A 21,958-nucleotide genomic window follows, 5' to 3' on the forward strand; every position below is an offset into this window, starting at 1 on the left:
GGCTAAATACCCCAATTAGATAATTGCAAATGAACCGGTTACTTCTGCTATTACTGTCTGTGCCTTTTATTGGCTTTTCCCAACAGCGTGACCCTGTTGATAGCTTAAAGTCTATACTCCCTACCACCCGGGAAGATACTGCGAAAATTAATATTTTAAACGAGATAAGCGGCTTGCTTAAACGGGATAAAGCCAATGAGGGCCTTAATTATGCCGGGCAAGCTATTGCGCTAAGTAAGAAAGTAAATTTTAATAGGGGCCTCGCAACAGCCTACTTCAACCGGGGGATTATGTTACTTAGTACCAACAAAGTAGATTCTGCTCGAAGTGATCTGCAAAACGCAATAGTAATTTACCGGGAGGAGAAACATTTATCGGGCCTGGCAGAGGCTTACAATGAAATGGGTACTTTACTTAGGATACAAGGCAAGCAAAGTGAAGCTATCGTTTATTTTCAGCAGGCCGCTACGATGTTTGAAAAGGTGAATAATTCGTTAGGAAGCTCTGATTGCCTTACGCTGATAGCCAATAATTTTAATCAGCTGCTTGAGTTTGATAAGGCCCTGGCTACCTATAAAAAAGCGTATGCTTTACGTATAAAGATCAACAGGCCCGATAAAGCGGCACAATCGCTTGCGGGTATTGGCCTTACTTATAGAAATATGCAGATCTATAGCAAAGGCGATGATGACACTAACTTTAAACTGGCCATACAATACATGATGAAAGCGCGAAAGGTGTTTATTAATGCCAACCTGACGCGTAATATAGCGCTTATTGACAAAGAAATAGGGGTAACTTACCTGCAGCAACTGGATTATAATACCGCTTTGCAGTATCTGAATTTTGCCGAGGAACGATTTAAGTTGATAGATTATAAACAGGAGCTCGGAGCGCTATACAGGGCAATTGGCCAATGTTATTTAAACCTTAAACGCTTTGCAGAAGCTAAAAAATACATTGACAGAGCCCTTGAAGCGGCAATTGCCGAACAGTATCTGCAACATATAGAAGAGAGTTACGAATCGTTATATAATTATTATAAGTTAACAGGTAACAGCGCCGCTGCCCTTGCTTCGCACGAGAAATGGATGGATGCGAAAGACTCACTTACCGAACGCAAAAACTTTGATAAGGTATTAGAGATGACCCGTAAATATGAGACGGAGAAAAAGGAGCAGCAAATAAATATCCTAAACAAAGAAAACACTATTCAAAAGCTTTCTATTGCTAAGCAAAAAACCACAATGGGAATAGTTGTGGGTATATCAATTACCGTAATTGCATTTGCCGCGCTGTTATATAATCGTAATAAAAACAAACAAAAAATAGTATTGCAGGAACATAGGTTAGAGCAACGCGCAGAACTTACCAAGGCGGTGATTGAAGCTGAGGAAAAAGAACGCGTACGCATTGCCAGTGATCTGCATGATGGTGTGGGACAACTATTCTCGGCCGTTAAAATGAATTTGAACGGGTTGATTGAACGGGTGGATATGCCACGTGATGAGGACCGTTTTTTGGCCGAAAAAACCCTGGCGCTGGTTGAAGAGAGTTGTAAAGAGGTGCGATACATATCGCATCAGATGATGCCTAATATGTTGTTGCGGTCGGGTATAGCTTCTGATGTGAAAAGCTTTATAGAGAAAATAGATTCTGAAAAGCTAAAAGTTAAAGTAGAAGCTAATGGATTTAAGGATAAACTGGAAAGCAATGTGGAAATTGTGCTTTACCGGGTTATACAAGAGGCAGTGAATAACGTTATAAAGCACGCCAACGCTACTCTGCTGGATATTAAACTAAACCGCGAAACATCAGGAATAAGCGCTACAATTATTGATAACGGTATTGGCTTTGACACCACGGCAATTGAAAGCTTTAGCGGCATAGGGCTAAAGAACATTGCTGCACGGGTGGAGTATCTAAAAGGTACAGTAAACTTTCGCTCTGCGCCCGGCGCGGGTACCAGCTTACGGGTATGGGTGCCGGTTGTATAACGTTTATTTATTAAGGTGTTTCCACATAATATCAAAGATATCAGTAGGCTGAACACTTTTATCCTGCGGGTCGGTAGTAATTAAAACGGCTTTGTACTCATCAGCAATGTTGGTGCGCCCATGCGAGCCTCTTATTAATGTAGCATCCAAAGGTATAACATCCATCACATACCTAAAGCCGGCCAGTTTTCTAAGCAGTTTGTACCCGGCCCTTGCTTTTGATGTCATAAACATTTCTACAGGATCGTACCCGGGTTTTTTATGAATATCCACACAGCGGGCGTAATCGGGAGCCACGGCATCATCCATCCAGAAATAATAGGTAAACCAACTATTTTCGTTGGCTACTAAAACCAGGTCGCCGGCGCGTTCATGGTCAATGTGATATTGTTTTTGCTCTTCGCGGTCCAATACCAGCTCAACACCATTAATAAATTTTAAGAGCGATTTTACCTGCTCTGTAACAGCCGGGTCATTAATATAAATGTGCGCTATCTGATGATCTGCAACCGCGAAGGCCTTTGATGCGGCGGCATCCAGCAGCTCCAGGCCGCGCTCTACACGTACCTGTATTAATCCTTCATTGCGCAGCAGGCGGTTAAGGTGTATGGGGTTGTTTACCGGCGCTATACCATATTCTGAAAGTATAATGATCTCCGCATTTTTTTTCTGATAGAAGCTGACTAATTGTTCAACCACTTTATCTATTTCGCCCAGCTCAGTGCTGATCTTAGAGAAGTCGGGCCCGAATTTTTGAAGGCAGTAGTCAAGGTGCGGCAGGTAAATAACGGTGAACGTCGGGTCGTTCATGTCGTCGTTCAGCATAGACGCGTCAGCAATCCATTGGGTCGACTTGATATTGGCACCCGGCCCCCAGAACTGAAACAAGGGGAACTGCCCCAATTTCTCCTGCAATACATCGCGCAACTCAGCGGGTTGCGAATAACAGTCGGGCATTTTACGCCCATCAGCCAGGTATTGCGGTCGCGGCGTTACCGAAAAATCCGCGGAGGAGTACATGTTATACCACCAGAACATATTGGCGCTGGTAAAAGCGGGGTCTTGCTTTTTTGCTTTATCCCAGATCTTTTCGCCGTTAACCAGTTTGTTAGATTGTTTCCAGAATTTTACTTCAGAATCGGTACGGTCAAACCATCCGTTGCCAACAATGCCGGTCTCGGACGGCCATTTTCCGGTAAGATAAGTAGATTGTACAGATGTAGTAACAGCAGGCAGCACGGGTTCAATAGTAGTAATGCTTCTTTCGGCAATATACTTTTTTAAAAAAGGCGTATGATCGCCAATTACCGATTTGGATAACCCAACAACGTCTATTACTACAGTTTTTTTCATGGTCTCTATCTACAATATATCTTTTACCCAGTTCAATTCCCGGGCTATCGAATCATTTATCGGCAACTTTTTCTCATCGGGCAATACGCCCCACGTATACGTTTCAACTTCAAGGTGTTGGCTGAAACGTTTGTTTTTATTGATCTGCAATACTTCCACAATATCGCTTTGCGTGGATTGCAACAATCCTAACTCTTCAGTAAATATGGGTACGTGGAAATGCGCGCGCCATTGGTCAACAGCAGCATTAGCGCCATCGTTCAAAGCGTCAGGAAGGTCGCGGTAACGCAATAGCTGCCCGTTTTGGGTTTTTGCTATCACCTGGTGCAGGTAAGTAGGTTCGTTAAATTTTTCAAAAGTATCCAGTATAGGCTTGCGCGATTTTGTATCTGATGGCAGAGCAGCTTTTAACGCAGCGCTGATCTGGATCTTGCCAACCTTTAAACCTTTTTCCTCCAGTTCAGCAATTATTTGCTGATGCGGTTCGTAACCTATCGCGAAATGGCAAACGTCATAACAAAGGCAGATGTGTCTTTTTAATAACCGCTCCGCCTCGTCGTGCGTTACACCAAAAGTTTCTGCAATAAGGGGTTTACCTTGTGGCAGCAGCACCTGGGTATACCAGGTGATATATTCGGGCCCGTTCTCTATAATGCCATCCGGCTCGGGTTCAATATCCAGGTGCATAAATATGCCGCTTTGATGATCAATGCTGATCAGTTCTTTTGCCACCTTTAATATATTGGCTGTGGCTACATCAGTGGCTTTTTTTAGCAATTCCGGCGTGTTATGCCAATATCTGTAACTCAAAGGCGAAGTTGAGATGCCGCCTTCCATCCCCCCGGGCAATAGTTGTTTTAGTATACCAAATAGGCGCAGGGTGTAATCCAACCGCTCATGTGTGGTCCAATCCGGGGCATGCACCTGGTCTTTAACCGCGGTATTATGAAATTCCCCATAAGGGAATCCATTCATGGTAAAAACATAAGCCTTATTGGCGCTGAGCCATTGCTTAAGCTCGGTCAGGTTATCAGCATGTTGCAATTCTTCGCTTGCCTGGTGCGATAGACGTAAACCTATACCCATTAAAATATCAGGAGATACCTGCGCTTTTATAGAGGGGAAATTTTGCTGTAAAGCAGCAAAATGATCCGACCAATTTTCGCCTGGGTGAATATTGGTGCAATAAGTTAGATAGCCCTGGTCTGTTTGCATATTAGCTCGTCTGGATCTCCCGGTGAGAGACTTGCAGATGCGATTATTGGTTTATATATGGTTTATGCGGGGTTTAACGCCGCATAGTGGTTCTTTAACGCTTCGCCCGCATTTTTTAGTATGCTGCTATCAATATCATGCACTTCAAATCCTTCTCCAATTTTTTTAAGCAGCATAATGGTTAATTGCCCGCCCAGGTGCTCTCTGAACTCATTCAGTCCAACTAATATCGGGCTATCCGCTGAGGACACTTCCAGTAAGGGATGTGTTATTTCAAAACCTATTTTTTTAATCAACGCTATAGCGCGTTTTGTTTCTTCTGTTGAAAGATGGCCTGCCAGATTAGAATAAACGGTATCCAGCGCTATGCCCATAGCAACGGCTTCGCCATGCAGTACCGCAAAGTTAGTAAGCTGCTCCAGTTTATGAGCGCTCCAGTGGCCAAAATCAAGTGGACGCGAGGAGCCTTTTTCAAAAGGGTCGCCGCTTGCAATATGGTTAAGATGCAGCTCCGCGCAACGTTTTATCATATACCGCATGGCATCCATATCACGGTTGGTTAATGCCCCGGCATTTTGCTCCAGCCACTCAAAAAACTCAGGATCTTTTATCAGCGATACCTTTATGGCTTCTGCTATGCCTGATCGCCAGTCCCTGTCTCCTAAAGTAAGTAAAAAACGGTCGTCGTTAAAAACCGCCACCGGTGGAGCAAACGTGCCCAGAAAGTTTTTCTTGCCAAAAAAATTAATGCCGTTCTTAACCCCCACGCCAGAGTCGTCCTGGGCAAGTACGGTTGTGGGTATACGGATATGTTTAATGCCCCGATGTGCAATGGCCGCAGCGTAACCCGCCATGTCCAGTACGGAGCCGCCACCAATTGCCGCCACATACGAGTGCCTGTCTATGCCATATTTATTAATGGTATCTAACAGGTTATGAAAGTTATCCTCGTTGTTTTTAACGCCCTCGCCGCCCGGAACCAATATTAGGTCGGGGATAAGTTGCGCGCCCGTATGTATAGAGAAATAACGCCTTATTTTATCAGCCAGCCCGGGCGTGGCTTTCATTACGTCCTGGTCAATTACAAAAAGTATTTTCTTTACCGACTCTGACGTTGCATTGTCCAGCAGGAAATCATCAATACACGTATTTGAAAGTTCAAAAAGACCCGAAGTAAAAAAGACCTTGTACTCAAACTTTACACTAAAGGTCTGCTGCAAATATTCCATATAAAAAGCTAATATCTAAAAGATATTAGTAAACGCGCAACCCTATCAAAAATTTGACGGAAATATTGAGGTTTTTGGGAGGGGATAATTGATCTATCGCTTATTTGTCAGCAATGACAGGTTGAATACCGAATGATTGAAGGATTTTACGTAACCGCAAACCACTTAGAAAAACTTATGGATACCGGCAGCAAACAGGCAATTAATATTGCCGGATAAATAGCGCCAAAGGCAGCCGCCCAGGCGGCATCCATCAGTATCAGCGAAATAACGCCGGCTTTAACCGCTTTGCCAATATTTTTTCCTGCGGGGTCTTGTATAGCAACGGATAAAGGTTTGAAGATCATCCATGCAAATGGAATTAAAAACATAAGGGTATAAAGCATATTTTTTGGTTGCACGCCCTGATGCGCAGAGAAGAAATGTATAGCGAAGATCACTATTAAATAGAGCGAGGCACCCGTATACAGGTTTTTCTTATCACCGCCGTGTACTTCGCCGCGGCTTATCATCGTAATAGAAAAAATATAAAGCAGAGGTACAACAGCTACATAATACCATTGTACCAGCGCGCTTGTTACTATACTTATGCCCAGTAACAAATTAAGGCCACGGCAAAACCCCATATTTAATGGCCCGAAAAAGCGGTTATGTTTGCTTACGCGATTATATAGCAAGGCAAAAAAGGCGATAAAAACAGCGATTAAACCCGATTGCGGACTATGCGCGTACCCAAAACCTATTCCCCATAGTAAAAGAAAACTACCTAATGCTGTCGCCTCGCCCTTGCTAACCAAGCCGCTGGGGATGGCCCTTTCGGGGCGCTCCACCTTATCCAGCTCAGCATCAAAAACATCGTTAAATACAATGCCGCCGCCATAAAGGCCCATGGTTGACAGGCATAGTAAAACTATGGGGTAAAAACTATTAGTAACAATTGGAAGCCCGGTAAAATAACCTGCAATAGCTATCCCCGCCAACACATCAGCAACCGAGGTTACAATGTTGGCCGGCCTCATCAGCCGCAAATAGGTGATAGCTTTTGATGCCATTTTAACTGATAATGATGGAGTTTTTATCTACCCGCGGTTGCTGTCCGCCGCGCAATACGGTATTGCCTTCAAAACGCTGACTTTGATCTATTGTGCTGCCCCCACCTGCAAAATCGGCTTCGTCAATTTGCCCGCTTTGCGCAAATGCGGTTATAGCGTTCTGATAAGTTATCAAGCGAATATCTTCATCACTTATGCCGCGAATCTTCATCAGGGCAGCAGTTTTAGGCACCGCCAACGGATCGCTTATACCCCAATCGGCGGCAGAGTTTACCATAATGCGCTCAGGTCCGTACTGCCTGGCTATCTCAACCATGCGCTCGTTACCCATTTTGGTAAAAGGGTAAATGGTGAAAGCCGCCCAAAAACCACGGTCAAGCACTTCTTTAACCGTTTCCTCGTTATTATGGTCAACAATTACCATGCGCGGGTCAAGCCCATGCTCCAGCGCAATATCCATGCTGCGGGTGGTGCCGCCTTTTTTATCGCGGTGCGGCGTGTGGATCTGCACCGGTAATCCGGCTTCTTTGGCCAGTTCTAACTGAGCCCGGTAATATTTTTCTTCGGCGGCGGTTTGGTCGTCAAACCCTATTTCGCCAATGCCTACAACACCTTCTTTATAAATAAACAGCGGCAACATTTCCATCACCTGCTCAGCAAGGGCTTCGTTGTTGGCCTCGCGCGAGTTAAGGCCGATGGTACAATAATGTTTAATACCAAATTGCGACGAGCGGAAACGTTCCCAGCCTATCAAACTGCTGTAATAATCGCGAAAGCTGTCCAGCCCGGTACGTGGCTGCCCCAGCCAAAAGGCAGGTTCTATCAACGCTACAACACCCGCATCGGCCATGGCCTGGTAGTCATCAGTAGTACGCGACGTCATGTGCACATGCGGGTCAAAAAACTTCATTCCCTTTATTCCGCTCAGGTCAACCGGCGTAGTGTCTTTATCTTGTGATATCCTGTCTTCAAATGAATGGGTACAACACATATTATAATATTTAAAGGATTTAATGCTGATGTTCAATCGTTAAACTATCCCAGGTTAATTCTTTTTGTTCAATAGCCGCTTTTAATCGCGGCTCGCTGTTCAGCAGTTCAACGGCAGGCTGATAGTTGGATTGCGAAAGGGCAAGTGCCGCGGCTTTTTGATTAACATATACACCGCTTTCCATGGCCCACTTAACATCCTCAAACACCTTATCATCAATAAACGGTCCAACCAAGCGCCAGAGCGAAGGGTTAATATCGCGGCCCGCGGCGCGGCGCTCGTGCACATAATCTCTTACTACATAAGCCAGTTCTTTGTTGGCCCGGGTATCAATGCCTTGAATTTTGCCTACATCTTTGCCGGTAAAAAAGGCTTTAAGTATTAATTGGTTCCAGGCGCTTTGGTCAAGGTTGTTCTGCGGATAGGGGTTTTGGTACATTATGGCTTCCAGCACGTTGCCAATGTTGCTTCTGATGCCTTCTGCACAGCGCTTAACCCACCTCTCCGGATGCGCCAACAAGGGTAATGCCGAATAAAGCGCCACCAATTCATTAACCTCCGCCGCTGAAAACAAATTTTCTATTTTACGGAAATAGGCTTCTGTATCGGTTTCATCAAGCTCAAGCAATAAATAGGCCCGGCCCAGCATATCAATGCTCCAGCCGTTTAAGGTAAAGCCGGGGATGATCTCATCAAGTTGTCTGTCTTCCTCTTCGCTGATGTGCAGCGCAGCCTTGCCCGTTTTGCGAGGCACCAATACAAACTGTGTATTAAAATTGCCTTTTTGTTTCAGCCAAATAAATACATCGGCAGACACATCTTTAGCTAATATTTTTTCAAAAAGCTGCCTTAAAGAATCTACATCGTAATTGTACATAATATTAAGCCGCAATGTTCATCACCACAAAATAATCAATAATAAGCGCGGTAGATATTATCAATAACCCAAAAAACTCGCGGGTGTTTTCAATAAAGGGCTTCTCGGCTTTCATAGATTCCACCAGGCTGGGTGTGCGGTACTTTATAATCCAGTCGCGCACGCCATCCTTATCAAAATATAATTTAACCGCGTAAATAAGATAGAACGCGGTAAGCCCAAGGTAAGTATTAGGATAATACATGCCATATGCGGCCAAACCGCAACAGGCGGCCACTGCTACATAAATAGGTACCCACAAGTACCAGTCAGGGTCGTTAAAATTCAGGTAAGCAAATACCAGGAACGACAGACAGAAAATAATGTTAACAATAACAAAAGCCAGCATGACAGTATATTTTAAGCAAAACAGGTTTATTTTGAGCTTCAGCCACAACCAATCAACCTGGTGTACTAAAAGTCAACAGGCAAATTTACTATGATGTGGAGATAATCAAAGTAAATAACGTAAAAATGAGGATGAGATTACCGTGATAGTAATCACTTTTTAAACTACAAGCTGATAAATGCCGTTCAGGTTTCTGCCCTGTTCTTTGTAATCAAGGCCATAACCCACAACAAATTTATCCTCTATTTCAAAGCCAACATATTTAAGCTCGGCAATATGGTATTGCTGGGCGGCGGGTTTAACCAATAAGGCGCATACAATTAAAGATGCCGGATTTCTTTGTTTAAGATCTTCTATCAAAAAGCTCAGGGTATTGCCGGTATCGCTTATATCCTCTAATAATATCACATCACGGCCTTCAATATCAACAGCCAGATCAAGGTCATTACGCAACTGCCAGGTCGTTTTCATGCCACCGTGATACGATGCCACCTTTGTAAAAGCCACCTCGCAAGGCATGTTCATCTGGCGTACCAGGTCGGCCATAAATATAAAGCAGCCATTAAGTACGCCTACAACTAATGGCTTTTTGCCCGCGTATTCGGCGTTCAAAGCCCCGGCTATGGCATCCACCCGGGTTTTTATCTCTTCGGCGTCAATAATTAATTTGAATTCAAGGTCGGCTACGGTGGTTTTCATTTGGTTTAGGTTATATCAGCTACTAAGCGGCTTTTCGATTATTATAGATCCACTTTATAAACATTCTAAGGTAATAGATCACAAACACTACTATGGCAATTTCTAATATGCCGGTAAACACCGGATCAAAAGTGGAAGATTTTTCGGGAAAGAAACGATTTACTATAAACTTAGCACCAAAGATCAGCAGCAAAATGGAAGATGCTAACGGAAATCTGCCAACTCTCATATCTGTTTGTTTATGGCGGTAAATGTACTTATTTTGACGGAATTGCCCTCAAAGTTTATGCAACTCAAAAACACACCAATATCGCTATCTTTGCCACCCATGACGGAATACCAGGTGCATACGCTTGCCAACGGCATAAAAATATTACATAAACACAGCACATCGGCCATTACGCATTGCTGTTTTATGGTAAATGCGGGTTCGCGCGATGAGCCCGAAAACAAAGAGGGGCTTGCGCATTTTATTGAACACCTGTTGTTTAAAGAAACAGAACGCCGCGGCACCAGCCAGATCTTAAACCGGCTGGAACTGGTAGGTGCCGACCTGAACGCTTATACCACCAAAGAGTATACCTGCGTGCACGCGTCGTTATTAAATCCGCACCTGGAGCGGGCAATTGATCTGTTTGAGGATATCATTTTCCATTCCACCTTTCCGCAGGATGAAATGGAAAAGGAGCGCGGCGTGATATTGGATGAAATTGCATCGTACCTTGACCAGCCCGAAGAAGCTATTCAGGATGATTTTGAAGCGATGCTGTTTAAGGGCCATGCCATGGGTAATAACATTCTGGGTACGCCTCAAACCGTATCGGCTTTTAATAAAGATGATATCCGGCAGTTTATAAAGGATAATTATAATACGTCCGAAATGATCTTCGCTGTTTTTGGCGATTATACCTTTGAAAAGGTAATAAAGCTTGGCGAAAAGTATTGGGGACAAGTTCCGGCTAATCATCCGGTAAAAAACAGGATAGCGCCTAAAAATCATGGCCTGGATAAAAGTACAGTGCGTAAACCCATATCGCAAACACATTGTATTATGGGCAACCAGGCCTACAGGGCCATGCACCCCAATAAAACGGGCTTATTGCTTCTCAATAATCTTTTGGGCGGCATGGGTATGAGCAGCCGTTTAAATTTAGAGATAAGGGAGAAACACGGCATAGCCTATACCGTTGAGTCTAATTACACATCATTTACAGATACGGGCATATTTTCAGTTTACTTTGGTACCGATGCAGGAAAAGCCGAAAAGGCTATAAAGCTGGTGCATAAAGAATTGAAGAAACTGCGCGATCAGCCGCTGGGGGTTTTACAACTGCACCAGGCTAAGCAAAAGTTTATAGGGCAAATAGCCTTAGCCGAAGAAAACCGCATGAGCCTGATCTTATCCATTGCTAAAAGCGTGCTCGATTTTAATTGTGCCGATACTTTGCAGCAATTATTTGATAAGATAAATAAGGTAACAGCCGCGCAGCTGTTAGAAATAAGCAACGATGTTTTTGATACGAATAAGCTAACCACGCTTTTGTTTGAACCTGAGCAATAATAGCGTATTATCAAATTATTAAAATAAACCTGTAATTTTGCGGCATGAAATATCCTATTATCGCCTATGGAAGCCCGGTTTTACGCAAAAAAGCAACTGCGATAGAACCTGCTGAATATCCACATATAAAACAACTGGCTGCCGATATGTTTGAAACCATGTATGGCGCCCGTGGTGTTGGTTTGGCAGCCCCGCAGATAGGCCTTAGCATGCGCATGTTTGTAATTGATGCTACCCCGTTTGATGATGATGAGCCGGAGCTAAAGGATTTCAAAAGAGTATTTATTAACGCCACCATATTAGACGAGACCGGCGAAGAGTGGTCATTTAACGAAGGCTGTTTAAGTATCCCGGAGATACGTGAGGATGTAATGCGTAAACCTGTTGTTAAGATATCGTACTACGATGAAAACTGGAAGCATCACGAAGAAACTTTTTCAGGCCTGGCCGCCCGTGTTATACAGCATGAGTACGACCATATAGAAGGTAAGCTGTTTACTGATAAACTAAGCCCCTTACGCAAGCGTATGCTGGAGAAAAAACTAAACGATATATCGCGCGGAATAGTTGACGTTGAGTATAAGATGAAGTTCCCGGCAGTAAAAAAAGGGCGGTAATTAATTACTCTCTTTACGGGCTTTATCACCCTCGGCAATATCCCTTATCAAACTGCCCCATGCAAACGGGTTAAGTAAAGGGTTGGTAAACGAGTGCGAGTTAACTACGGCATTATGCTTGTCCTGCGCGTTAAAGCTTTCATAACCACTTAACGGCAGGGTTCTCTTCAGGTTGCTTACGGAGGTTGCACTCAGGTTTTTACGTGCTATTTCCAGATCGTCATCGGCTACTTTCATGGCCAGAAAATCATGTCTGAACTCATCCGTAGTTGCCCATGGAAAAATGCGAACCATTGGTAGATTAACCACCTGCGCACGCATACGTATCTCAACTATTAAACTCTTTTTGGTTATGTCTTTAGGGATAACAACAGTAGTAGGAAAATAGCCTACGCTGGTAAACTTAAGGCTATCCTCCTCGTGCGCCACAAACGAGAAATAGCCCTCGTAATTGGCCGCGCCTACCTCTTTACCGGTAGTAACGTTGGTTACGGTTGCGTAGGGTACAACAGAACTGTTATCGGCATTGTATATAATACCACTGAATTGCACCAAAGGCTTCTCCGCATTTTGAGCGAACGAAGCCAGGCTGCAGGCCAATAGCAATATGCCAATAAGGTATTTCATTATTTTTTTCAGTCTCTTATGCCTGTTAAAACGTATAAAAATACTTTTTAGTTTTAAAGGTACAGCAAGGTTGCTGCCACTTTAACAAATCATTAACAATTATCTTAAATTTTCGGGTAACACCGCGTTCGGGTCGTCAATATCTGTAAGGTTTATCGCCTCAACAGCAGTGATCTGTGGTACGGCTTTTATAATAGCCCCCTCAATGCCGGCTTTAAGCGTCATGATACTCATGGGGCACGAGCCGCACGAACCCAGCAGCTTAAGCCTGACTACATTATCAGCCGTTATTTCCTCAACCGAAACGTTGCCGCCATCCGTTTCCAAATACGGACGGATACTATCTAACGCTGCTTCTACCTGCTCTAATAAAGTCATTATTACTATTTTAAAGTAAAGTTATTAATTATTTACAATATTAACGCTATTTGCCAACGCGTTAGCTACTGATACCTGCTGCGCCACACGATTAGCCATCTCGGTAAAGGCTTTAACCATTAGTTCATTTTCTTTTGCTAAAACTATCGGTTTGCCTGCATCGCCGCTGTCACTTATACTTTTAACCAATGGGATCTCGCCTAAAAAGGGTACTTCCAAACGTTCTGCCAGCATTTTACCGCCGCCCTGGCCAAATATATAATACTTGTTATCCGGCAGTTCTGCAGGGGTAAAGTACGACATGTTCTCTACAATCCCCAGCAGCGGTACGTTAATAGCATCCATTAAAAACATACCTATCCCCTTTTTGGCATCAGCCAGGGCCACGTTTTGTGGTGTGGTAACTATAACCGCCCCGGTTATAGGGAAGGTTTGTGTTATGGTGATGTGTATATCGCCCGTACCGGGTGGTAGGTCAACTACCAGGTAATCCAGTTCGCCCCAATCAGCATCATTAAACAGTTGCTTAACGGCTGTTGATACCATTGGTCCGCGCCAGGGCACGGGTTGGTTGGGGTCGGTGAAGAAACCTATGGAAAGCAGTTTAATGCCGTATTTTTCAATTGGTTCAATGCGGGTTTTACCGTTTACATTACTGGCCTGGGGTTTGGCACCCTCAAGGCCAAACATAATTGGTACCGATGGCCCATAAATATCAGCATCTATTAAACCTACGCTCGCGCCGCTTTTAGCCAGCCCGAGGGCCAGGTTAGCCGCCACGGTTGATTTACCCACACCACCTTTGCCCGACGCTACCGCGATTATATTTTTCACCCCCGGTACGCCGGTGTTTTTCTGGGTGGTAACCCGCGAGGTCATGTTGATGGTTACTTCAACATCTTTACTTATAAAATGACCTATAGCATTACGGCAGGCATGTTCAATAAGCGATTTTAAGGGGCAGGCGGGCGTAGTAAGCACAACGGAAAAACTGAGGCGATTACCATCAATCACAATATCCTGTATCATGTTCAAGGTAACCAGGTCCTTTTTCAGGTCGGGTTCTTCTACGTTGCCAAGTGCCTGTAAAACTGTATCGCGGGTAAGATTTGTCATTGAGGACAAAATTAACAAAATATTATGGGTGGGTTTGTCATGGTAATGATAAATATGGCGAGGGGGTTGAATAGTGAATGGCTACGGTAGTCAATAGTATTTGGACCGATATTATTTTGAGGCTATATTTATAGATGCGTATAACCTTTTTTATTTTAATAAGTGGCCTGTTTTTTAGTTTGAATGGTTTTACGCAAGGCAGAGATTCAATTATCTATGTTACGCCTGAAAGTGTAAATCAAAAAATAGTAGAGTATTTGAAGACAAGTACCCGCCCAGGGTTGGTGTATGCCATTTTTCATAACCATAGTGATACTACATCAATTCTGGTAACTACTTACGGGAAGGAATTTACAGCGCTTGCTGATCTGATTAAAAATTCTAATAGGTATATTAAAGTTAGTGATGCACTAGCTATACCTGTTTTACTAAATGAAGATATATCAATGAGCCGAACATTGCGCACAGTAAAAAACAAAGGGAGTAAGTATGAGTCGATGCAAACTACTTTAGTATTGGCATCGGGGTTCTGGGTAGAATATAAAGGCCTTTACTACAATGTGTCAATAACTAAAGCGGAGTATTATCAAAATTAATGCATCTATTTTCCCCGCTATCCGAAGTTTCAACTTCGGATTATACGCAAGTAGTCTATGACTACATTGTAGCGGCTTTGCTAAGACACAAAAGTCAGAAGACTATCAGCATAATCGTTCTAAGTTAAAAACTTCGAACAGCGCGGGCAGCACACGGTGTTGCAGGAATATATGCAACGCTTTGCAACACTTGCAACAGCGTTTTTTGTAAACGCCTGTTAATTAATTGTTTGTGAGTTATTGATGTTTAAACACGCAACACTTTGCAACAGACATATTCGTCAGGAAAATTAGCTGTAAATTACTTTTAATAAGCTGATTTACAGCTAATTACAAATGGACAAAATTGACGCGTTTTTAAAATCGGATTGCAACACTTTTACAATACAAAAAGGCCCTCACCCGGTAGGATGAGAGCCTTTTTTGTTAAAAGTATTTACGCTTACAGATAGTTAATAAAACCCGTAGCATTGGTACGGATCTTATAAACTTTGCTTAAGCTTACAATGTAAAGGGTTTTCATGTCCTTGTCGCCAAAGCAAAGGCTTACCGGGAACTGCGGCAGGTTGATCATGCCTACAAAAGCGCCTTTGTTATTGAATATTTGTACACCGTAATAAGTGGCTACATATATATTGCCATTTTTATCAATAGCCATACCGTCAGCACTTGATGAGCGGCCTTTTCTGTCTAACACCAGATCAACCAGGAACAATTTAGCAAACTGGCGGCCATTGCTGATGGTTCCATCAGGGTTAACATCATATGCCCATATGTAGTTGTCTTTCTCGCTCTTAACAGGGTACCATGATTCATCGTCATAGCAATTGTTAATGTAAAGCGTTTTGCCATCAGGCGATAATAAAATACCGTTAGGCATGGCAAACTCATTAGGTTTGGTTAAGCGGGTAACTTTACCATCAGTAGGCGATACGTAATAAACCGCACGACCGGGCTGGAACTTGGTTGGCTCCATAGTAAATTGCGGATCTGTAAAGTATACTCCGCCTTTTGCATCGGTAATAACGTCGTTTGGTCCGTCAATTGATTTTCCGTCGTATTTGTTGGCAATAACTTTTACAACTTCGCCTTTGGTGGTCATTTCAACTACCTGGTGGCCCATCATATCGCAAACTACCAGGTTGCCGTTTTTGTAAGGATACAAACCGTTGGTTTGCATTTTACCGGCAGAAATAGCCTTGTAAGTTCCGTTAGGATCGATCTCTACAGTTGAGCTCTTTTTAGGGTTAGCATTAAAGTCTTTATCAAAGAACATGCTTGACATGTAGATCTTGCCGTTCATCCATTTAGGGCCTTCGCTGAAGATAAGACCGGGGCCGGTTTTGCTACCATCTATAAATAACTCAGGTTTAGCGCCTGCAGGTATAATTGCGTTGTAAGCAGCGGCAGCGGTTTTTTCTTTCTCTAAGTAGTCTGCACGTGCAGGCCAGAACATATCAATAGCATCGCAACCCAAATCGCCAATTTTAGCGCCGTGCACCATGTTATATGGTATACGTACAACATCACCCGGTTTCATGGCTTGCTCGCCGTCAAGCAATATTTCATCGCAGCCACCACGTAAAACAAACATCATTTGCTCTTCAGGGTGAATGTGGCGCTCAAAAGTAGAACCCGGGTCCATTGAAATAAAGCTCAGCTGCACGTTTTTAGTAGATATTAAACGGGTGTGCGCGCCTTTTGCAATTGGTGTAAGCTGAATATCATACAGATCGTAAACCTTGTTTGGAGCAATGTTTGGCTCAAGCGTAGCGTCAACATCTTTAACTTCGGCAGGTAAGTTTTTTACACCGGCTTTGGTTAAATAATCTAAACGGAAAGGGCTGTATACTTCTAATATTTTAGCACCTGCTGCACCTGCTGTAACAGCATTTTTACTGCCTTTTTGCAGGTAAACAAAGTCGGTACGTGGTGTGCCGGCTTGTTCGCCGGTAGGCGCGGCGCGTTTTATTGCCGTCATATTAACAGCAGCGCCATTAATGGTTTGGTCAATTGATCCCTCTATAACAAACAAAAGTCTGTCGGCGGGCAATGTTTCCTCAGGTATCTTGGCGTTAGCATCAAGGGTGATTAGGCAACTCATTAAGCCTGTTCCCCAAAACAATTTTGCTTTTACGCCTGGATACAGTTGTGCGCTGTCTAAAGTGCTGGTAGCTACAACTTTGCCTTCAGCAAGGTTAGATGCTATGCCGTTTTGCGGCAGGCCGGAAAGCTCGCGTTTGGTTAACTTATACTGTTCAATAAGTTCCTCATTCTTTTTTTCCCACTCAGTTGTCGGGGCGGGTTTACACTGTACCAGTGCAACCGCAAACATGGCCAGCAGGCATTTAAAAATGCTACTGTGGATTGATGATCGTCTCATAGTTTAGTTTGGTGATAATTGATGGGAAAATTAACTATTTCGTTTTCAAGTGCCAAATTTCTTTTTTGTTACAAAAAGAGAGGTTGTGCTAATTTAATTAGCAATAATTTATTAATTATGGTATTTTTATCCGCACATTTGCACATCATCATATCGGCACATCAACCCAATGGCTAAAACTAGGATCGCATATTTTTGTCAAAGCTGTGGCTTTGAGAGCGCCAAATGGCTGGGCAAGTGCCCATCATGCCAGCAGTGGAACACTTTTGTTGAGGAGGTGTTGGAGAAACCCAATACATCTGTCCCTACCTGGAAGATCAGCACATCAACCACCCAGCAACGCGCCAACAAGCCTGTAGCTGTTGCAGATATAACTTTTACCGAAGAACACCGCCTGTTAACTCCCGACGCGGAGTTTAACCGTGTTTTAGGCGGCGGTATTGTGGCCGGGTCATTGGTACTCATCGGTGGCGAGCCGGGTATTGGCAAGTCCACACTGATGCTGCAACTGGCGCTGAATATGCCCGGGCAAAAAGTGCTGTACATATCAGGCGAGGAAAGTGACAAGCAGATAAAGATGCGGGCGGAACGACTATCAAACCTACTGCCCCCCCCGCCCCCTAAAGGGGGAGCCACCGAGTTGGCGGTCACGCTTAAAGCTCCCCCTTTAGGGGGCGGGGGGGGCTTGGGCTGCTACATCCTTACCGAAACTTCCACCCAAAACATATTTAAACAAATAGAAGAACTGCAGCCTGATCTGGTGGTGGTTGATTCTATCCAAACGTTGCACTCTGCTCATATTGAATCAACACCCGGCAGTGTATCGCAGGTGAGGGAATGTACTGCCGAGCTGTTGCGGTTTGCCAAAGAGAGCGCCACGCCTGTTTTCCTGATAGGCCATATAACCAAGGATGGTATGATAGCCGGACCCAAAATACTGGAACATATGGTTGATACCGTTTTGCAGTTTGAGGGCGACAGGCATCACGTTTACCGCATTTTACGCACGGTGAAGAACAGGTTTGGTTCTTCGTCTGAATTAGGCATTTACGAAATGCTGGGCGAGGGGCTGCGCGAAGTATCTAATCCCTCAGAGATCTTGCTTTCGCAACGCGATGAACCTTTAAGCGGCATCACCATTTCGGCAACGCTGGAGGGAATGCGGCCCATGCTGATTGAAACACAGGCGCTGGTAAGCACATCGCCCTACGGAACACCGCAACGTAACGCCAATGGTTTTGATACCAAACGCATGAACATGCTGTTGGCAGTTTTAGAAAAACGCTGTGGATTTAAACTAGGCGCTAAAGATGTGTTTTTAAATATTACGGGTGGCATAAGGGTTGAAGATCCGGCTATAGACCTGGGTTTGGCCGCCGCCATCATCTCATCGCATGAGGATATCCCTATTCCGTTTAAAACCTGTTTTGCAGGCGAGATTGGTTTATCAGGAGAAATTAGGGCGGTTAACCGTGTTGAACAACGCATTGCCGAAGCGCAAAAACTCGGTTTCGAGCAAATATTTATATCAAAATACAATTTGCCGCAGGGCGGAAAAGGCAAGCAAATGAGTATTGATCTTTCGCGTTACAGCATCCAGATAAAACCTGTGGCCAATATTGAAGAAGTATTTGGCTTGTTGTTTGGCTGATAGTTAGAAAAATTACCCTAATAAAAATGTCATCCTAAACATAGGATGACATCAAGTTTTATTGGGTTGAACACTGCCTGATTACGGTGTAACCGTAATTGCCAGTTTGCGAATAACGTTATTGTTAAAATCTGTAACGTAAGCATTTCCTGTAGCATCTAATGCTATCCCGCCGGGTGCATTAAAGCGTGCATCAGCACCTGTGCCATTTACAAATCCTACCCCGCCCAATTTACCGGCCAGCGTATACAAAGTCTTGCTTGCTGTTACCAGTTCTAAAACCCGGCCGTTTTTATCAACTATATACACGTTAGACTGCGCATCGGTAGTAATAGCAACGGGAGAACCTAATTGCGCCGTAATATTCAGACCGCCCGCTACAGTTGATGTCGCACCGGTACTTGTGTTTACTTTACGTAAGGCATAATTGTTCAGGTCGGCAACGTACAAGTTACCCAGCGCGTCAACCGTAACTGCTATCGGGCCGTTAAATGATGCTGTTATATTATCTGTAGCGCTGTTAATATAGCGCGCAACACCATCGCCTGCCAGGGTTGTTACCACACCGGTGGTGGTTATTTTGCGGATACGGTTGTTGCCGTAATCAGCCACATATAAATTACCTGCCGCGTCCAAAGCAACGCTTCTCGGGTTTTTAAACTGGGCCTTTAACGGATCTGTTGAATCAACATAACCGTAATCGCCTGTAGGCGAGCCGGCGTAGGTGCTTACAACACCTGCAGCGGTAATTTTTCTGATCACGTTATTACCTGCATCAGCAACATATGTATTACCTGCTGCATCAACAGCCATACCGCGCGCGCCATAAAAGCGGGCATTAAGCAATGGTCCGTCCGTGTAACCCCTTTCGGTGCTGGTTATTGTACGTACATTGCCAACGGTTGAAATGGACCTTATGGTATTGTTGATCACATCGCCAACCTGTAATAATCCTGTAGTTTTATTAAAAACGATAGCGTCGGGGCCGCTAAACAAGGCGCTTGTTCCGGGCCCATCGTTATAACCGAAACTACCCGTTGCACTACCCGCCAGCGTGCTTGCTGCAACATCAATTTTAAACGTGGTTGAAGGTGTAGTGAACGATATTACCTCGCCATAAAACGTACCCGCTTTATTAACTACGTAGGGCCTTGCATAATACTTTGTAACAGGCGTTAATCCGGTCATTTTACCCCTAAACGCAGCTACTATAGAATCTAATACCGCTTTTGAATCATTCACCGTGGGGTTGGCGTTGGTTGTGCTCCAGCAAACGCCATTTGAAGTTATAGGGCTCCCGGCTACTATTATCTCTCCGCCAAGTCTTACTGAAGTAGGCGTTACCTCGGTTAATACCGGCACAGTAATAAGCTGGGCGGCTACAGGTACTTCTTCCGTTTTTTTACAGCCTGTTAATATAGCTGCCAATATTAAAAAACACGTTAAATTATTTGATAAAGATCTCTTCATGTCCACGTTTATATACTTTCGGCACAGGGTATAGCATTGCAAAAACCGTTTGGCCCGGATGCAAAAGTAGTTGTTTAAACGGTTTTGCCCACCTGCATGCTACAATAAATTTGTTAAATGTATTTCAAATCAATAACTATTAAAGGCGGGGTGGGTTAATTTAACATATATTAACATTTTTTGCCGTGTGTGATGCCATCTTAAATATCGCGTTTCAACGTATATAAGGGTGAGAATTTATTAACGCCCATTTTGTAGCTTTACAAATGCAATTATCATCATAACGCGCAGCCATGAAAAAAATTAAAGAAAAACATTCTTTAGCCATGCGCTGGACCCATTGGGTAAACTTTCCGCTTTTAACCATTATGATATGGAGCGGATTGCTTATTTATTGGGCCAATGATGTTTATTCTGTTACGCTTTTTGGCCATACGTATGTGCGCTTTTTCCCCAAATGGTTTTATGATGCTTTAAGTATACCGCACCGTTTATCAGAAGGGATGGCCTTTCATTTCCTGTTTATGTGGTTTTTTACGCTGAACGGGATATTTTATGTGTTATATACCGCCATTTCGGGCGAGTGGCGGCAACTGTTGCCCAACAAACATTCGTTTAAAGAGGCCTGGCTGGTTTTGCTGCATGATCTGCATATCCGCAAAACAGCCCCGCCGCAGGATAAGTATAACGCCGCACAACGCATTGCTTACACAGCCATTATTATAATGGGATTTGGTTCGGTTATAACCGGACTGGCTATTTACAAACCGGTGCAGTTTTATTACCTCGCCTGGTTATGCGGAGGGTATCATTTTGCACGCATATTGCACTTTGTTTTGACAATAGGCTATGTATTGTTTTTTGTGATACATATAGTACAGGTAATTTTAGCCGGATGGAGAAACTTCAGTTCGGTAATTACAGGGTTTGAGGTGGTGGAGAGAAAGAAGGTTTCAGCTAAGATAAAGAACGATGAGAACGAAAAAAATTAAGAAGCCACTTACAATTGATCAGAAGATCAGCCGGCGAACTTTTATTTCGTTTGGGGCTTTTACCGCTTTATCGGCAGGCGCTTTCTTTTCATGGCGATGGTTGTACAATTCGCCTAAAGAAGTTGGCGGCATTACAAAAGGAGCACACGCTCCGTTGCGCAGGGTATTGAACAATAATGAGCAGGTATTCAGAAAAACGTTCAGCCATAAAAATCTGGTAAAAACCTATCCAAGATCAATGGCGGCAAAGCAGGTGCGCTACAACAGCTCAATAGGGATGAACCTGAAGGCCCCGTTTGACGTTGCCGCATGGCGATTGCAGATAAAGAAATTATCAGGCGATGTGTTGACTATCACCTTAGATGATTTAAAGGCTTTGCCCAAAACAGAAATAGTTTTCGCATTTAAATGTGTTGAGGGATGGGATCAGATCTCGCATTGGGGCGGTGTAAAATTTACTGATGTTATAGATCACTATAAACTGCATAACGAAACCGAATTGGCTTACGTAGGACTGGAAACGCCGGATAAAAGTTACTATGTTGGTTTGGATATGCCCAGCGCCACTCACCCCCAAACCTTGCTGGCGTACGAAGTGAATGGCAGGCCGCTGCCGCTTAAACATGGCGCACCGCTCCGCTTGATCATCCCGGTTAAATACGGCATAAAAAATTTAAAGCGCATCGGCACCATCAGCTTTAGCAACAATCGCCCACGCGATTATTGGGCCGAAAGGGGTTATGATTATTACTCGGGTTTATAATTA

Annotated in this window: 21 protein-coding genes; 7 read left to right on the plus strand and 14 right to left on the minus strand. The window is 43.8% G+C overall.

Features of this window, described 5'->3' with window-relative positions; genetic code table 11:
• Positions 1–29 precede the first annotated feature (29 nt).
• Entirely contained in the window at positions 30–1,997 is a 1,968-nt protein-coding gene (locus tag ACFQZS_RS19080; RefSeq protein ID WP_377102627.1) for a tetratricopeptide repeat-containing sensor histidine kinase, read from the plus strand.
• Between the two features lie 3 nt (positions 1,998–2,000).
• On the opposite strand, the gene ACFQZS_RS19085 is transcribed toward ACFQZS_RS19080, so the two are convergent.
• The 9 genes from ACFQZS_RS19085 to ACFQZS_RS19125 all read right to left on the minus strand — a co-directional run bounded on the left by ACFQZS_RS19085 (position 2,001) and on the right by ACFQZS_RS19125 (position 10,030).
• Positions 2,001–3,350 carry an alkaline phosphatase family protein gene (locus ACFQZS_RS19085; RefSeq protein WP_377102628.1) on the minus strand — a complete coding sequence of 450 codons (1,350 nt, stop codon included), beginning with the start codon at positions 3,348–3,350 and terminating at the stop codon, positions 2,001–2,003.
• A 9-nt stretch (positions 3,351–3,359) separates the two neighbouring features.
• Positions 3,360–4,565 (minus strand): metabolite traffic protein EboE, encoded by a 1,206-nt coding sequence (gene eboE / locus ACFQZS_RS19090; protein WP_377102630.1) that lies wholly within the window; start codon positions 4,563–4,565, stop codon positions 3,360–3,362.
• Between the two features lie 62 nt (positions 4,566–4,627).
• A complete protein-coding gene (locus ACFQZS_RS19095; RefSeq protein ID WP_377102631.1) occupies positions 4,628–5,794 on the minus strand; it encodes a 3-dehydroquinate synthase in 1,167 nt (388 codons plus the stop codon).
• A 146-nt stretch (positions 5,795–5,940) separates the two neighbouring features.
• Complete coding sequence (gene eboC / locus ACFQZS_RS19100) at positions 5,941–6,846, minus strand: UbiA-like protein EboC (protein WP_377102632.1); 906 nt, start codon at positions 6,844–6,846, stop codon at positions 5,941–5,943.
• A gap of 1 nt (position 6,847) precedes the next feature.
• Positions 6,848–7,837: a TatD family hydrolase gene (locus ACFQZS_RS19105; RefSeq protein ID WP_377102634.1), complete on the minus strand. Its 990-nt coding sequence runs from the start codon at positions 7,835–7,837 to the stop codon at positions 6,848–6,850.
• Between the two features lie 19 nt (positions 7,838–7,856).
• Entirely contained in the window at positions 7,857–8,714 is an 858-nt protein-coding gene (locus tag ACFQZS_RS19110) for an EboA domain-containing protein (RefSeq protein WP_377102635.1), read from the minus strand.
• A 4-nt stretch (positions 8,715–8,718) separates the two neighbouring features.
• Positions 8,719–9,102 (minus strand): transmembrane 220 family protein, encoded by a 384-nt coding sequence (locus ACFQZS_RS19115; RefSeq protein WP_377102636.1) that lies wholly within the window; start codon positions 9,100–9,102, stop codon positions 8,719–8,721.
• Between the two features lie 159 nt (positions 9,103–9,261).
• A complete protein-coding gene (gene hpt / locus ACFQZS_RS19120; RefSeq protein ID WP_377102637.1) occupies positions 9,262–9,801 on the minus strand; it encodes a hypoxanthine phosphoribosyltransferase in 540 nt (179 codons plus the stop codon).
• 22 nt (positions 9,802–9,823) lie between these two features.
• On the minus strand, positions 9,824–10,030 hold the full coding sequence (locus ACFQZS_RS19125) for a hypothetical protein (RefSeq protein ID WP_377102638.1): 207 nt from the start codon (positions 10,028–10,030) through the stop codon (positions 9,824–9,826).
• A gap of 57 nt (positions 10,031–10,087) precedes the next feature.
• Between ACFQZS_RS19125 and ACFQZS_RS19130 the strand changes: the two genes are divergently transcribed.
• Together ACFQZS_RS19130 and def are read left to right on the plus strand one after the other, a co-directional pair.
• Entirely contained in the window at positions 10,088–11,362 is a 1,275-nt protein-coding gene (locus tag ACFQZS_RS19130) for a M16 family metallopeptidase (protein WP_377102639.1), read from the plus strand.
• A gap of 44 nt (positions 11,363–11,406) precedes the next feature.
• Positions 11,407–11,979: a peptide deformylase gene (gene def, locus ACFQZS_RS19135; RefSeq protein ID WP_377102641.1), complete on the plus strand. Its 573-nt coding sequence runs from the start codon at positions 11,407–11,409 to the stop codon at positions 11,977–11,979.
• On the opposite strand, the gene ACFQZS_RS19140 is transcribed toward def, so the two are convergent.
• The 3 genes from ACFQZS_RS19140 to ACFQZS_RS19150 all read right to left on the minus strand — a co-directional run bounded on the left by ACFQZS_RS19140 (position 11,980) and on the right by ACFQZS_RS19150 (position 14,100).
• Entirely contained in the window at positions 11,980–12,606 is a 627-nt protein-coding gene (locus ACFQZS_RS19140; RefSeq protein WP_377102642.1) for a hypothetical protein, read from the minus strand.
• 99 nt (positions 12,607–12,705) lie between these two features.
• The gene (locus ACFQZS_RS19145; RefSeq protein WP_377102643.1) at positions 12,706–12,984 is read right to left on the minus strand and encodes a NifU family protein; all 279 of its coding nucleotides are present in this window, start codon (positions 12,982–12,984) and stop codon (positions 12,706–12,708) included.
• Positions 12,985–13,008: 24 nt separating this feature from the next.
• A complete protein-coding gene (locus ACFQZS_RS19150; RefSeq protein WP_377102644.1) occupies positions 13,009–14,100 on the minus strand; it encodes an Mrp/NBP35 family ATP-binding protein in 1,092 nt (363 codons plus the stop codon).
• Between the two features lie 134 nt (positions 14,101–14,234).
• Between ACFQZS_RS19150 and ACFQZS_RS19155 the strand changes: the two genes are divergently transcribed.
• Positions 14,235–14,696, plus strand: coding sequence for a hypothetical protein (locus ACFQZS_RS19155; RefSeq protein ID WP_377102645.1), 462 nt, complete (start codon positions 14,235–14,237; stop codon positions 14,694–14,696).
• Between the two features lie 442 nt (positions 14,697–15,138).
• Here ACFQZS_RS19155 and ACFQZS_RS19160 read toward each other — a convergent pair whose 3' ends face one another.
• On the minus strand, positions 15,139–17,079 hold the full coding sequence (locus ACFQZS_RS19160; RefSeq protein ID WP_377102647.1) for an SMP-30/gluconolactonase/LRE family protein: 1,941 nt from the start codon (positions 17,077–17,079) through the stop codon (positions 15,139–15,141).
• 169 nt (positions 17,080–17,248) lie between these two features.
• Here ACFQZS_RS19160 and radA point away from each other — a divergent pair, with 169 nt between their 5' ends.
• Complete coding sequence (gene radA, locus ACFQZS_RS19165) at positions 17,249–18,730, plus strand: DNA repair protein RadA (protein WP_377102649.1); 1,482 nt, start codon at positions 17,249–17,251, stop codon at positions 18,728–18,730.
• An 81-nt stretch (positions 18,731–18,811) separates the two neighbouring features.
• Here the strand turns inward: radA and ACFQZS_RS19170 are convergent, their stop codons facing one another.
• The gene (locus tag ACFQZS_RS19170) at positions 18,812–20,200 is read right to left on the minus strand and encodes a hypothetical protein (RefSeq protein ID WP_377102650.1); all 1,389 of its coding nucleotides are present in this window, start codon (positions 20,198–20,200) and stop codon (positions 18,812–18,814) included.
• Positions 20,201–20,493: 293 nt separating this feature from the next.
• Between ACFQZS_RS19170 and ACFQZS_RS19175 the strand changes: the two genes are divergently transcribed.
• Together ACFQZS_RS19175 and ACFQZS_RS19180 are read left to right on the plus strand one after the other, a co-directional pair.
• Positions 20,494–21,192, plus strand: coding sequence for a cytochrome b/b6 domain-containing protein (locus ACFQZS_RS19175; RefSeq protein ID WP_377102651.1), 699 nt, complete (start codon positions 20,494–20,496; stop codon positions 21,190–21,192).
• Entirely contained in the window at positions 21,173–21,955 is a 783-nt protein-coding gene (locus ACFQZS_RS19180) for a molybdopterin-dependent oxidoreductase (RefSeq protein ID WP_377102652.1), read from the plus strand. Before ACFQZS_RS19175 ends, ACFQZS_RS19180 begins: the two co-directional genes overlap by 20 nt.
• Positions 21,956–21,958 lie beyond the last annotated feature (3 nt).

This window comes from Mucilaginibacter calamicampi, assembly GCF_042676765.1.
GTDB classification, from domain to species: Bacteria; Bacteroidota; Bacteroidia; order Sphingobacteriales; family Sphingobacteriaceae; genus Mucilaginibacter; species Mucilaginibacter calamicampi.